This is a genomic window from Kordia sp. (genome assembly GCF_050633145.1).
Classification (GTDB): domain Bacteria; phylum Bacteroidota; class Bacteroidia; order Flavobacteriales; family Flavobacteriaceae; genus Kordia.
Genome location: NZ_JBOEFY010000004.1, coordinates 283,087 through 295,918 on the forward strand (window position 1 = coordinate 283,087; position 12,832 = coordinate 295,918).

Sequence of the window (12,832 nt, forward strand, 5' to 3'; positions counted from 1 at the left end):
AAATTATAGGTTTGGAACTCTTACGCTCCCACCAATCCAGCAGTTTAATGGAATTGCTTCTCCACCTTTATACCCTTTACTGAATATATCTGATTTGCTTGGTGCTGATTTCATGTAAGAATTAACAGTTTTACCAGCAATACTTTTTAAAGATGGATCTACTTGCCCAGCTTTTCTAGCCATTTCTGCTGCTTTCCAGTATCCTGCTCTTTTTGTAAACTCATCGTTTCCACATTGGTTTACACTTGAAGCATATAGTCTTGCAATGTTTAAGTATGCACTTCCTAAAGATGGATTGTTTTTCACAGCATCTAAGTAATATTTTCTAGCTTTTGATTTTTGACCTCTTTTCTTAGCTTTAGTTGCAACTTTATATAATAATTTTGCTTTTCTAATCGGATCAGTTTCCATGCTTAAAGATTCCTTTAAGTACTCTTCTGCTCTTGATAAGTTTCCTTTTCTTTCATAGATTCCGGCTAAGTATCTTTTAGAGTTTGCAGATGGTTCTAAAGCATCTACTGCTTCTACTAATTCTACAAATAATGGATCTTCATCACATCCTTTAGCATCTAATCTTCCTGCTGCTCTTTTTAACCAAAGTGCATTGCTTCTGTTTGCATCAAAGTTCTTTCTAAATAAAGGAATTAATGTTTCACAAGTTGATACTTTTTCTACTAATGATTCCATGTTTCCTGAGAAGATAGCGATTGCTTTGATATTAATATCAGCAATTCTTTCATTTCTCTTTTCTTTTGAAGTCAATTCTGTTCCTGCATCTTTTTTAGCGATTAATTCATTTTTAGTTTTCGCTAATCTTTCGCTTTCAGATTCAAACTTTTCAGTTAACTCTTCAAATTTCTGAATTAAGTTTTCTAATTGCACACCATCATTTCCTCCAGTATACATGTTATAGTATAATTCGAAATACTGATACAGTGATTTAGGGTTTTTGAAATTTTCCAAATCTTCTTTGAACGCTTGATCAAAAACATTGTACTGACTTTTAAGGCCTCCAATTTTATAATCAACCATTAATGTTCCAATTTTCCCAAGGATATCTCCTTTTTTTGTTTTTGCTGGAACATTTGCAATTCTATCTTTATATAATTGAATCAATTCTTCTGCAGCAGCTTTTTTATCTGTGCCTTCTTTGATTTTGTTTTTGTAGATTCTTTCACCGTAAGCATACAATGCAGAACTAATAGATGGACAGTCTTTTCTTAGTTCGTTTAATTGTGTTTCCGCTTCTGCATAGTTTTTCGCTTTTGCATTTTCAGCAAATAGAGACAACTTCGTCTTACAATCCTGTGCATTTAAAGTTGTGAAGCTCGTTACCGCAAACAACCCTGCAACCAATAATGTAATAGTCTTCTTCATTTCTTTAATATTTATCGATTAATTGTACTTTCTTTTTATAAACCATTTATCATTTAGTGATAAACTTATGTGGAAGTTTACATAATTTTCTTTGATCAACCCTGAGTTTAATGTTCCTCTTTTTCCGAACTCTACACCTAGGTTTATATTTGATAATGATCTCGCCACTGGTAGTCCTACTCCAAAAGACATGCCAAAATCGTTTATGCCTTCATTACGAACCATAATTCCTGTGCTTTCATAACGAATTCCAGCTCTATATGTAACTCTTTCCCAGTAACTTGTAAATGAATTGTATTTTGGAATATAAAATCCTCCAGCAGCTATTTTTGAACCGTTGTCGTAATTTACATTTTCAATTGTTGTTAAACTATTTCCAAAATCGCTATTGTTTTGCAATGTGTATTCTGCACCTGCAAACCATTTATTCTTTTCACCAATTCCTGCTCCAAAACTAAGTTTTGTTGGTAAAACTAAATCTGTTTTTGTTCTGTTTCCTAAATCTACTTGATCTACTTGTCCTGGACTTATTATTTCTCCTCCAGTTCCAGTAACATTCAACGCTGATAATTCGCGTGTATTTCGTGAAGTTAAATCAGATTGTGGCGAAAACGTAAGTGATGTTGTTAAAGATAGTTTGTCATTAAACTTCGTTTCATAATATGCCCCAAGGTTATAACTCAAACCACTTAGTTTTGACTCATCTTTTGAGCGTGTTCCATAATTTAGGGTTCTAAAAAATAAACCACTGTCATTTAGCTCACCTAAGAATTCGGTGTTTTGGTTTTTTATATTTCCAAAATTATAATTCACGGTCGCTCCCACAGAGAACGCTTTTGTGATTTTGTATCCTAGAGACACAAATACGGAATTTAAACCTCCTTCACCTTCATATTGCGCAAACTTATAGGGCGCAGAAGCAATTCCTGATTCTCCAATTCCTTCAAAGTTGTAACCAACCGAACTAAAGGGCACTATACCAAAACCAACACCCATTTTGCTTGAAATTGGAAAAGCTACTGCTAGATAATCTAATGCAGTAGATGAACCTTTATCGGTTCCTGCGCTACTTTCTAATCGCAACTGACTATAGCTAGCGCCAAGTGTATATGTTGTGAATTTTAAGTTTCCGTACGCTGCTGGGTTTTGTAAATTGATATGAATACTATCTGAATAGATACTCATTCCCGCCATACTTCTATTCTCTGTTGTCCCTTTAAACTTTAAATCGCCAATTCCGAGGAAAGAATATGGGGAAGTTGTTCCCTGCTGTGCAATACTACTTTGGCAGATAAACAACAAAATTAATAATCCTAAAAACTTTCTAATCATTATATCTCTTATATTCTAAAACATTATTCAATCCTTGTAACAAGAATTTTGAATTCGCAAATATGGTATTTTTTAACCTTTTAGCCAAGAAATTAGTGTCGCCGCCTGTTAAAATAACTGTTAAATGTTCAAATTGTTCTTTATATCGCTCAATTATCCCATCAATTTCGGTAATTACTCCTACACTAACTCCCGAATGAATAGATGTTTCTGTAGAGTTGCCAATGTAACTTTCTGGCATTTTGGCTTCTAATAGTGGAAGATTTGCAGTTAATAAGTTTAATGTTTTGTATCGAAGTTGAATTCCTGGTGATATTCCGCCTCCAAGATATATTTCTTTATCGGTTTTAAAATCGTATGTAATACAGGTTCCTGCATCTATTACAAGTACATTTTGTTTAGGAAATTGTGTTACAGCAGCCACGACAAGTGCAATTCTGTCTACTCCTAAAGTTTCTGGCGTTGCATAGTTGTTTTGGAACGGAACATTCGTTTTATGTGTTAGCTTATGGACTTTTATATCAAGATTTGCTAAAAACTGTTTTGTGTCGTCACTCAGTTTTGTCACCGAAGAAGTAATCATTTGATCAATCTCTGTGAACTCTTTTAATTTTTTTATAATTTTTTTTTGAAACAGTTCTTTTTTAAAACTCTCATGTGATAGCATTTTATCTTCTTGAAAAACAGCTACTTTTACATACGTATTTCCTGCGTCTACAATTAAATTCATTGATGGATTTTAGAGATTGCTAATTTAAGAAACGTTTTTTTTTCAAAATAGTTTTGTCAAGTTTAAAAAACTCTTATATTTGCATCCGCATTTAGGCGCTGGTGCCTTAGCTCAGTTGGTAGAGCAAAGGACTGAAAATCCTTGTGTCCCTGGTTCGATTCCTGGAGGCACCACCAGAAAAACCCGATCAAAATTTGATCGGGTTTTTTGTTTTTTATATTGTATTTTAACCCTCAAGCCACTTCAATTTGGCCTCTCTAATTTATTCATCCAAGAATAATCTTTAAGTAAAAAAATCTCTACACATCTTTAATAAAGAATAAATTCTTAAATTTAGTGTAGAAATAAACTACAACTGAAAGCCACTTTAATTAATTAGTTTAAACTAAATCATGCTAATTTCAAAAGTTTCAAAAACTATTTGGGTTATACTCCTAGGTATAATTTCTAGCCTTCTAGCTAGCCTTATTTGGGGCAAAATATCTTCAGCAAATAATAGTGAAAGGATTCTTCATAAACTTAAAGAGCATAAAACAAAAGAAAAGAGTATTCGTCAAGAAAATGAAGATTCTGATATAAAGTGTATTACTGAATTATTCAATAATTGTAATGGAAAGATTTATACTGCTGTTATTGATTCAAAAAATGATTCAATCATAAAAAAGTATAGTAATAACCTAGTTAATTATCTTAATAAAAATAATCACAACACATATTTGATTGAAAATAATATGCTTCCCACAGAAAGCAATTCAAATACTGGTTCTAATCTTAACAACCTACTTTTAATTTATCTCAAAAGAATTTCGATTCAACCAACTGATAATGTAGAACTAGATGACAATATTGATTCTAGTGGAATGTTTTCTGCAAATATTGAAGTTGAGTTCAAACTATACAATTCTCGTGATTCGTTAATTACCAATTGTTCAATCCAATATTCTGGAGCCGATCATACAGAAAGCTTAGCAGAAAAGAAAGCATTTACAGATATACTATTATTAATTAAATCAAAAAAATAATACAATGAATGGATGTCTAAAACAGCTGATAGGTCTTCTTGGATTAATTATTCTCATAATACTTATTGCAAATCGCTGTCAGTACCAATATAGCTATGACAATATCAGCAATGAAGTTGCAAAAAAAATGGTAAACGAACTAGAAGTAAATCATTTAAACGACGTATCGATTGCTTTGTTTACTCCGCTTGGAGAAAGCCAACCCAAAATAGGAACTTATTTATCAAATAGTTTTAGAAGTAAAGTATTGAATCTTAAAAAAAGCTTGAGCTTATTAGAACGCACACAGTTAAACGAACTTATAAAAGAGTATCGACTTATTACAAGTGGGTATGTTGATCGCACTAAAGCTATTAAAATTGGAAAGCTAATAGGTGTAAAAGCGATTATTATTGGAGAATATCAAGTAGCTGATTATTGGTTTTCTCAAGATAGAATTACCGTTTTTATTAAGGCTGTTAATCTACAAACTGGTGAATTGATCGTTTCTGAAGAAGTAGAAGCTAACTACACTGACCAAATGAAGAGTTTTGATGATTGAACAGAAAGTCAATTCTCAATTTTAAAAATAAAAGATTTTTATACAAAGATGCTATACGCATAATAGTAAAAAACCAGCAAGTTTCCTTGCTGGTTTTTTACTATTTAAAACATTACTCAATTAAGCAATGTTAATTATATTATTTTCAATTACTCCTTAATCAATTTCACAGTTTTTGATCCTTCAGCTGCTGTGATTTTTGCGAAGTAAATTCCTGTTTGTAAACCTGTCATATCAATCGTTGAAAGACCTGATACATTGTTTAACACACGTTGTCCGTTAATGTTTGTAACCTCAACAGATAGAATGTCTGAAACTCCTGTAATAGTAGCTACATTTTTTACTGGGTTTGGAAATACATTTACACCTGTCAATTCTACTTCCTCAGTACTTAATGTCATAAAGTCAAAACTTGATCCAGTTACAGCTGACGCATTTGGATCTACAACATTTACGAATTGAGCCATTCCATTATCAACCATATCAGCCTGCATAAATGACTTTAAAGGCGTTACTGTATTTGCTAATGCAGAATTGTTTTCTAATATGTACATTATCCCTGATGTTGGAGCTCCATTAACAGTAAATGTATACATAACAGAATTTGTTCCTGCTGAAGGTGGAGTTAATGCTGCTGGACTTCCTAACGTTTCTGTTACTAAGTATCCATCAAGAGTAGGTTGTGCAACATTAGTTCCATCAAAGAAGGTAGCACTTGCTGCGCCTCCTAAAGAAGTTGCTGATCCTGTATTAATTGTTACTCCATCTGGAAGTATAATTGTAAAGCCATAACTCTGTACAGAAGTAGCAAAGTTGTTTGAACTTGCATTAGGTACTGCTGAGACTGAAAAGCTGTAACCTGTATTGTGTTCTAATGTGTAGGTATAACCATCTTGTGCCATTGCTTTGTTTCCAAATAATGCAAAAGTTGCACATAATAGTAAAATAAAAGTAGTTTTTTTCATATTGATTTGTTTAATTTCTGGTAATTGTTCCTAGTATGATTTGGCTGCAAAGTTAAGAAAAAATCCTAGATTCACTATTAATATATAGTACTATCAGATAAATTATCACTAGTATTGGCGTTTTTTTATTTTTATTGCGACTTAAAAAATCAGATTATACATTTTCTAAATCGTGAAGAGCATAAAAATACAGGTTTAAAAATCCGTAACTTTATAATGTAACTAAAAATTAATAATCATGAAAAAAAAGCAATTACAAAGTTTACAACTCAACAAAAAAGTAATTTCTGGTTTTACTACCGAGAAAACTAAGGGAGGAAGAGCCGCTGGAACATTAGGCGGAAGTCCTTGCGCTGGATCAGTTGGAGGTCCATGCACTTCTATTCAAATACCTTGTTCGCATCAAAATTCTTGCGAAAAGAGCTGATAAAGAACAACAAACTACTATTCATGTTCAGGCAATTGTTCCTGAATTTGATATGTGCTAAAGTTTAAAAGATTACCCAGATGCGCCAATACATTTTGCAAAATAAAAGGCGTATCTGGTATTGTTCCCGCATATTGAACGTTTCCATCCATGTTAACATCATTCAAATGATAACCAGTTACCGTATAGGTTGGAAAATTTAAAAAGTTTCCAGCATCGTTCAACACAGTACTTAGTATTGTTGGAACATCAGGGTTTATTCCAGAATACTGAACAATTCCATCTTCATTTACATTTCCTGCCCACATAGCATACTTCCCAGAAGGAATTCCAAATTGAGTTTGCGAATTACTTCCGTAATTTATAAATGCAGCATCCGTTGAAAAATTTATTGAAACAATACTACTTGACAACTGAACTTTACCAATAGTCATTATTCCTAAATGATTCCGATGACGAATAGCCACATAATACTCTGCTGGTGGTACATTTAATTTTACTGCTGTAGAAACGCCATCAGTATCTACAACATCACCATCACGTTGTAGCAATGCAGAACGTCCATATTTTACTTGCGTATTGTCTGAAGCATCACGTAGTTCAATATAAATCCAATCTACAATATCATTATTTTCAGCTCCTGTTGCATTAAAAACAGTTGCTTCACAGGTTATTGCATCTTGATAAGGTGAAGTTGTAGGCAGTAAGTTATTTCGGCGCAAATCGTCTCGCATCAATTGTTCTTCTCCTGTATACGGATTGATTCCTGCACCTTGCAGATATACAATTGGCGAAACCGTTGCTGTTTTAATTGAAAAATCAGTCACAACAGGAAAATGATCAGAAGCATTCCCAGTATCCGTTTGTTGTAAGTTATAGGTTGTTAATCGTGCTGTTGACATGAGTTCTGTTTGCAATACAAATGATTTTTCCGCTTCAAGCGTAAAATCTGAAAACAATATAAAATCTAGTTTTCCAGGCGGAAATGCTTGTGAGTCTGATCGCCATGTATAATTCATTCGCACATCTGCTTGCAAGCTATTTTCTTCTTGCACTTCAGTATTATCCCAATCTAAAAAACCGCCTTGTCCGTAGGTTGCAGTATCTTGAATATCGCCTGTTTTTAAAGTTTCTAATTGTTGAGCCAAACCAACTAAATTTAAATCACCTCCGTATACAAAAGGTGTATTCTCTGGAAGATCGATCAATCCGCCAGCCGTTTTTGCATCCAAAATAAAAGCAGCATATTGATCTACTTGATCTTGTCGAGACGTATCGGCACCGCAACAACTTAAATGTGCATTGGTAAATAATAAATCTGTGTGATAAATTTCATCTGGAAGATCAATCAGTACTGGAAACTGACGTGTTAAATGATCCCATTGCTGTGTAATTTCCCATCGAGAAACCGTGACTTCTCCTCCATGTTTTTTTACATACCAACCATCAATAGTTCCTAATGGCAACCACGTATCAAACAATCCTTTTACATATGTTTCCGAAGTGTTTGCGCTTTCAATAAAACCAACAATATCTGGATTTAACGATTTTATAATTCGTTCAAAGTCATCCAACCGATTGACATCTAACAAACCGTTCAACAATGTATTATACGCTACGATTCTAATATGTTCTGCTGCACCTTTATTAATATCAATTGGCGTGTATGCTGGCACTGGCGTTTCATCAAACGTATAGGTAAAGACATTTCCAACATTTGGTAATTTATCAAAGTTGTCGTCGTTTTTGATTAATATTTTTATAGTGGACGATGGAAACAGTGGATTTATTCCATCTGGAAGCACATGACGACCAATCGCAATTTCAAATTCATCAGAACTTACCGTTGGTGCAACTCTAACTTTTAAGTCAGACATACTCACTTGCGAATATGGAGTTACGTTATAATGTGCAAACAAGCGAGTAAACAATAATCCTAATTCCGAACCATAACCTTGTTGTATATCAAAACCTGTATTGGTATCATTATCCGTATCAATAAACAATCCTAATTCCTGAACAATCGTATCATCATCGGTTAAATCAAATTCTTGATCTGCTTTGATACGGATGAACAAAAATTCATCATCATTCGTTACTTGAATTTCTAACAAATCTACTCCTGTAATACTCTCGTTTGTGTCTACATATGTAGTTAAACTCGAATCCCAATCATCAAAAACACCATCAATAGTAATGGCAACCGATTGTGAGCATACAATTTGAAAACTTAAAAGGAAAAATGCAAAAAAGTACTTTAACTTCATCAGAAATATTTGATTATTAGAATTAAAAGATAAAATTTATACGATATATTTATTCGCTGCTGCTTCTAGTTTTTTTCGAATGCGTTTGCGTAATAATGGCGGTTCAATGACTTCAATAGAATCACCAAAACCAAGAATTAAACGTTCCAATTCAAAATTAACATGCACTTGTAATTGTACAGTGACACCTCCATCTTGATGTGCCGAAATGATTTCCTGAGTACTATGAAAAGGCTTCGTAGTTACGTACGGCGCATTGCTTTTGTCTATTTTTAATACAATGCGTTGAATGTGTTTTTCAGCCAAAACAGTTACGCCAATTGTATTTTTATAATAGTCGTCGCCATTAAAGTTTTCATTTCTATATGGAATGTCTAAATCGTAATCTACATTAATAATTCTATCTAAAGCAAAAGTGAGAATTTGTGGCTTATCGCCCACTACGCCAATCAAAAACCAACGATTATTGTATTCTTTTAATATAAACGGATGAAAAATAACTTCAGAAGCTGCTCTTGCTTTGAATGATCGGTACGTTAAACGCAACACAATTTTTTTTAGAATTGCCTGATACAGCAAGTCTAAATGTTGCAACCCTTTCAATTTTTCATTTTTGTCTAAATGGATAATAGAAGCTTGATGCGTTTTTTCTGTATATACTTTATCTTCCAAACGTTGTATGATGCCGCCTAATTCTGAAAATAACGAGAAATCTTTGAACTGTTTCAACATTTCAACCGTTTCCGAAAGTACATTCATATCATTTTCCGTAAGTGGAATATCTGTGATGGAATAATCTTCGTCTTCATATTTGTAAAACTTACGATCGTACACTACAATCGGTGCATTATAGCCCAATTTGTCACTTCGCATCATCTGAATATCCAATTGAACCGTTCTACGACTTACGTTCACTTCACGTCCTTCATACTCGTGCAAAACGTCCGAACATGCTTCAATCAAATCGTTTAATGTCCATTGACGATAATGATTTTGTAAGCATTTATCAATCGTTTTATATCGAATCAGTGCGTTTTTATTAATTGCCATGTGTATACTATAAATTTAAAATCATCTACTGCGAGATAAAACTCAATATATCTAAATCTCGATTATCGAGTGAAAATAACAAAAATTTTGAAGTGCGTAAAAAGATTGCGCAGCTAAATTACATTCTTTGCACAAGTTCTTTACATACTAGTTGTGCGTCGGCTTCATCTGTCAAACAAAATTAATTTAAACAATCATTAAAAAGATGAAAACAACAAACAAAATCCTAGTGGTAGACTTAGAAGCTACGTGCTGGGAACAAGATGGTGAATACCAACGAAATCACAGTGAGATTATCGAAATTGGTATTTGCGAATTGGATACCCTTTCGGGGGAAATATCTAAGCAACAAGGAATTCTCGTAATTCCTGAACATTCCGAAATCAGTCGATTTTGCACAGAACTCACATCAATTACACCAGAAATGGTAGCGCAAGATGGCGTTTCTTTTGAAGATGCAATTGATATACTTTTTGACGAATATGATTCGTCTGCATACACTTGGGCAAGTTACGGCGCCTATGATCGTAACAAAGTCATTGAACAGTGTAGACAAAAAAATGTCGATTTCCCATTCGGAGATCAACATATAAACGTTAAAGAAGAGTTCAGGCGTTGCAATCGAATGCGACGTGGTATTGGAATGGCACGCGCATTAAAACAACTCAGAATTCCTTTAGAAGGAAGACATCACCGAGGAGTTGATGATGCCAATAACACCGCAAAAATCTTACATTGGTGTTTAAACAATCAGTAAGATGACTTTATAAATTTTAAATTTTGATTAGCCTAGTGGCTAATTTTTTTTGCTTGTATTTGAACTGTTATTCTCATAGAAACCTTATTACTAACTAAATCAAAAATATGATATACACCATTAAAAAAGCGATCCTAGTTACGGAACAACTTAGAAAATTTACTGATAGTAATGATTATATGGTTGCAGGACAATTTGCAAATATTAACTTCTGGATTAATGAAGTCGCTTCTGCAATAAAAGCATTAGATGAACACAACATTCGATTTAAAAAAATGTGTGAAGCTCAAAAAAATTGGACTGAAGAAAACAATACAAGAGTTCCTGATTACTGTCATATTTGCAATGGAATTTGTGAACTTAGCGTTGAGCATTATAAAAAGCCAGAACTTCCTAAAAAGAGGTTCAAAAATGAGAAAAAAGAAGCCCGAAAGGAATTGGTAGATACTGCATATTACTTTTTAATACGTTGCTTCAACATGAGTCTTTTGAACAAAGAAGGACTCAATGATTTTTGTGACAGAATAGAAACAAGTATAGATCCTTATGATTTAAAAAAATGATAGAAAAAACTAAAAACATATTGAAGAAAAAACATCTTTTGATTATTGGTAAAACAGAAATTGAAAGGCGCAATTTTGTTAGTGAATTAGTACAGCAGCTAAATCTAGCAACATTTCGCTTACCTTCAAAAATGAAAATATTTGATGAATATTGTAATTACATAAAAAAAGAACAACTCTATAGACTTTGGTATAAAGGACAAAAATATAGCAGTAATCGAATTTTAGAGTTTCATTACGATTGGCTTTCAGAAAACAATTCGCTTATAATCATGGAGGAATTTCAATCAATGGAGGAAAGATGGAGAATAGAATTATTAAGGATATACGTAAACGAAATTGATACTTGCAAAAAGAATGACAAAAGAATTCATTTGATTATTTCTCAAAAAGAAGAGGATGATCTTATTGAAAAACTTTCTAAAGTAATTCATCTTAGAGAAAATGAAAGAAGAACTCAAAAGCAAGTTGTTGAACAGAATATAGAAATTATTGACCTTTCTGAATAAAAAGATTGTGCACTACATTAACATTTTTACGTCAAAGATAATATCATGGAAACTTTGCAATTTAAAATATACAACACGTTACTAGGAAAACAGTCTATTCTAGCCTTTGAGGAGTTTCTTTATACCAATGAAAACATCTTAAATAACTTAGAGAGTAATTCTTTTTTCTATAAAATAGTGACTCTAAATTATCGATTGATAGATTGTTTACGAGTTCTTGAATATGAAGCTTCTATAAAATACGGTGAGGGTTTTATAAAGGTATTGACAATAGAAAGATCGTGTATTGAAATTCTAACCACAACTGATAAAGAATCCTATTATTTGATTCTTCAAAATATAATTTTAGAATTTGATATTTACAGTACCACATCACTTAATTTATCATGGAATTTTTACAACTATTACGAACAACTTGGAATGCTGTATGTAGATTCTAAAATTTTAGAAGGAATCTATTCTGAAATTGAACAGCTCGCAAAGGAAGTTTTAGAAAAAATGGAATCTTGTCCTTCCTTGTCAGCTAAAAAAGCAATTGTCTTTGAAAAACCACCAACAATTCCAGTAAAGAAAGAAACTAAATCTGCAACAACTCAAAAAACAATTCCTCCAAAAAAAACTTCACTACGTAAAAAGATTGCGCAGTTCTTTTCTTTATTCGCAACAGTTCATTGAAAATACTTTTGAAACAGTTTTCCAAAAGATATATGTGTCAATAATGGTACATATAACTTTTTAAAAAACTAAAATTATGAATTGGAAAATTCAAAAACTACTCGATGGAGAAACCATCATTTCAAAAGAACCTGGTAATTCTATGTTGCCACTTCTAAAATCGAAGCAACCTGTAAAGTTGCAACCTATTTCTTGGGAAGATTGCGAAGTTGACGATATTGTCTTTTGTAAAGTTCGCGGAAATGTATTTACACATTTGGTGAAAGGTAAAAACGAAAGACGCGGATTGTTAATTGGAAACAATCGCGGAAGAATTAACGGATGGACAAAAAATGTATATGGGAAAGTAATAGAGATATTACCAATGTCATAGACATTACTTCACATGAATTTTATTACTCATACTAAAATAAACAAGACATACATTACTTGTTACACCTTCTTTTCTTTAGCAGATTTGAACATTATTAATCGTTAAAATAATCTCATAAAAAAAGAGCCAAAAATCACAACCCTAAACTAAAAATCAATTTCTGATTTATCTACTTCAACATTAGAAGAAAATGAAAACTTTAATAGTTTATGCGTTGCATCTTGTCATTCATTTAAAGGTTACT

14 protein-coding genes and 1 tRNA gene are annotated in these 12,832 nt (G+C 32.6%); 9 read left to right on the forward strand and 6 right to left on the reverse strand.

Annotation, left to right across the window (positions count from 1 at the left end; translation table 11 throughout):
- Nucleotides 1-3 precede the first annotated feature (3 nt).
- The 3 genes from ACRBBL_RS03430 to ACRBBL_RS03440 are packed head-to-tail and all read right to left on the reverse strand — an operon-like array spanning nt 4 to nt 3,439.
- Nucleotides 4-1,377: a hypothetical protein gene (locus tag ACRBBL_RS03430; protein WP_431367643.1), complete on the reverse strand. Its 1,374-nt coding sequence runs from the start codon at nt 1,375-1,377 to the stop codon at nt 4-6.
- A gap of 18 nt (nt 1,378-1,395) precedes the next feature.
- On the reverse strand, nt 1,396-2,709 hold the full coding sequence (locus tag ACRBBL_RS03435) for an outer membrane protein transport protein (protein ID WP_431367644.1): 1,314 nt from the start codon (nt 2,707-2,709) through the stop codon (nt 1,396-1,398).
- The gene (locus tag ACRBBL_RS03440) at nt 2,702-3,439 is read right to left on the reverse strand and encodes a type III pantothenate kinase (protein WP_431367645.1); all 738 of its coding nucleotides are present in this window, start codon (nt 3,437-3,439) and stop codon (nt 2,702-2,704) included. The genes ACRBBL_RS03435 and ACRBBL_RS03440 overlap by 8 nt, the downstream gene beginning before the upstream one ends.
- A 100-nt stretch (nt 3,440-3,539) precedes the next feature.
- Here ACRBBL_RS03440 and ACRBBL_RS03445 point away from each other — a divergent pair.
- From ACRBBL_RS03445 to ACRBBL_RS03455, 3 genes are all read left to right on the forward strand, one after another.
- Nucleotides 3,540-3,615, forward strand: a tRNA-Phe gene (locus ACRBBL_RS03445).
- A 216-nt stretch (nt 3,616-3,831) separates the two neighbouring features.
- A complete protein-coding gene (locus ACRBBL_RS03450) occupies nt 3,832-4,461 on the forward strand; it encodes a hypothetical protein (protein WP_431367646.1) in 630 nt (209 codons plus the stop codon).
- Between the two features lie 4 nt (nt 4,462-4,465).
- Nucleotides 4,466-5,002 (forward strand): CsgG/HfaB family protein, encoded by a 537-nt coding sequence (locus ACRBBL_RS03455; protein ID WP_431367647.1) that lies wholly within the window; start codon nt 4,466-4,468, stop codon nt 5,000-5,002.
- A 149-nt stretch (nt 5,003-5,151) separates the two neighbouring features.
- Here ACRBBL_RS03455 and ACRBBL_RS03460 read toward each other — a convergent pair whose 3' ends face one another.
- Nucleotides 5,152-5,967, reverse strand: coding sequence for a T9SS type A sorting domain-containing protein (locus ACRBBL_RS03460; RefSeq protein WP_431367648.1), 816 nt, complete (start codon nt 5,965-5,967; stop codon nt 5,152-5,154).
- Nucleotides 5,968-6,205: 238 nt separating this feature from the next.
- Between ACRBBL_RS03460 and ACRBBL_RS03465 the strand changes: the two genes are divergently transcribed.
- The gene (locus ACRBBL_RS03465) at nt 6,206-6,394 is read left to right on the forward strand and encodes a hypothetical protein (RefSeq protein ID WP_431367649.1); all 189 of its coding nucleotides are present in this window, start codon (nt 6,206-6,208) and stop codon (nt 6,392-6,394) included.
- Between the two features lie 17 nt (nt 6,395-6,411).
- On the opposite strand, the gene ACRBBL_RS03470 is transcribed toward ACRBBL_RS03465, so the two are convergent.
- Both ACRBBL_RS03470 and ACRBBL_RS03475 read right to left on the reverse strand, forming a co-directional pair.
- A complete protein-coding gene (locus ACRBBL_RS03470) occupies nt 6,412-8,661 on the reverse strand; it encodes an endonuclease/exonuclease/phosphatase family protein (RefSeq protein WP_431367650.1) in 2,250 nt (749 codons plus the stop codon).
- A 36-nt stretch (nt 8,662-8,697) separates the two neighbouring features.
- The gene (locus ACRBBL_RS03475) at nt 8,698-9,711 is read right to left on the reverse strand and encodes a helix-turn-helix transcriptional regulator (protein WP_431367651.1); all 1,014 of its coding nucleotides are present in this window, start codon (nt 9,709-9,711) and stop codon (nt 8,698-8,700) included.
- A gap of 205 nt (nt 9,712-9,916) precedes the next feature.
- Between ACRBBL_RS03475 and ACRBBL_RS03480 the strand changes: the two genes are divergently transcribed.
- From ACRBBL_RS03480 to ACRBBL_RS03500, 5 genes are all read left to right on the forward strand, one after another.
- A complete protein-coding gene (locus ACRBBL_RS03480) occupies nt 9,917-10,468 on the forward strand; it encodes an exonuclease domain-containing protein (RefSeq protein ID WP_431367652.1) in 552 nt (183 codons plus the stop codon).
- Nucleotides 10,469-10,575: 107 nt separating this feature from the next.
- Entirely contained in the window at nt 10,576-11,031 is a 456-nt protein-coding gene (locus ACRBBL_RS03485; protein ID WP_431367653.1) for a hypothetical protein, read from the forward strand.
- Nucleotides 11,028-11,540, forward strand: coding sequence for a hypothetical protein (locus ACRBBL_RS03490; protein ID WP_431367654.1), 513 nt, complete (start codon nt 11,028-11,030; stop codon nt 11,538-11,540). Before ACRBBL_RS03485 ends, ACRBBL_RS03490 begins: the two co-directional genes overlap by 4 nt.
- Nucleotides 11,541-11,585: 45 nt before the next feature.
- The gene (locus ACRBBL_RS03495; protein ID WP_431367655.1) at nt 11,586-12,215 is read left to right on the forward strand and encodes a hypothetical protein; all 630 of its coding nucleotides are present in this window, start codon (nt 11,586-11,588) and stop codon (nt 12,213-12,215) included.
- A gap of 76 nt (nt 12,216-12,291) precedes the next feature.
- Nucleotides 12,292-12,588, forward strand: a complete 297-nt coding sequence (locus ACRBBL_RS03500) for a hypothetical protein (protein ID WP_431367656.1) — start codon at nt 12,292-12,294, stop codon at nt 12,586-12,588.
- Nucleotides 12,589-12,832 lie beyond the last annotated feature (244 nt).

Excerpts from the sequence above, each read along its gene's own strand:
- ACRBBL_RS03480 (WP_431367652.1), top strand. The coding sequence starts at position 9,917 with ATGAAAACAACAAACAAAATCCTAGTGGTAGACTTAGAAGCTACGTGC.
- ACRBBL_RS03460 (WP_431367648.1), bottom strand. The coding sequence starts at position 5,967 with ATGAAAAAAACTACTTTTATTTTACTATTATGTGCAACTTTTGCATTA.
- ACRBBL_RS03435 (WP_431367644.1), bottom strand. The coding sequence starts at position 2,709 with ATGATTAGAAAGTTTTTAGGATTATTAATTTTGTTGTTTATCTGCCAA.
- ACRBBL_RS03455 (WP_431367647.1), top strand. The coding sequence starts at position 4,466 with ATGAATGGATGTCTAAAACAGCTGATAGGTCTTCTTGGATTAATTATT.
- ACRBBL_RS03470 (WP_431367650.1), bottom strand. The coding sequence starts at position 8,661 with ATGAAGTTAAAGTACTTTTTTGCATTTTTCCTTTTAAGTTTTCAAATT.
- ACRBBL_RS03475 (WP_431367651.1), bottom strand. The coding sequence starts at position 9,711 with ATGGCAATTAATAAAAACGCACTGATTCGATATAAAACGATTGATAAA.
- ACRBBL_RS03450 (WP_431367646.1), top strand. The coding sequence starts at position 3,832 with ATGCTAATTTCAAAAGTTTCAAAAACTATTTGGGTTATACTCCTAGGT.
- ACRBBL_RS03500 (WP_431367656.1), top strand. The coding sequence starts at position 12,292 with ATGAATTGGAAAATTCAAAAACTACTCGATGGAGAAACCATCATTTCA.
- ACRBBL_RS03495 (WP_431367655.1), top strand. The coding sequence starts at position 11,586 with ATGGAAACTTTGCAATTTAAAATATACAACACGTTACTAGGAAAACAG.
- ACRBBL_RS03440 (WP_431367645.1), bottom strand. The coding sequence starts at position 3,439 with ATGAATTTAATTGTAGACGCAGGAAATACGTATGTAAAAGTAGCTGTT.
- ACRBBL_RS03465 (WP_431367649.1), top strand. The coding sequence starts at position 6,206 with ATGAAAAAAAAGCAATTACAAAGTTTACAACTCAACAAAAAAGTAATT.
- ACRBBL_RS03430 (WP_431367643.1), bottom strand. The coding sequence starts at position 1,377 with ATGAAGAAGACTATTACATTATTGGTTGCAGGGTTGTTTGCGGTAACG.
- ACRBBL_RS03490 (WP_431367654.1), top strand. The coding sequence starts at position 11,028 with ATGATAGAAAAAACTAAAAACATATTGAAGAAAAAACATCTTTTGATT.
- ACRBBL_RS03485 (WP_431367653.1), top strand. The coding sequence starts at position 10,576 with ATGATATACACCATTAAAAAAGCGATCCTAGTTACGGAACAACTTAGA.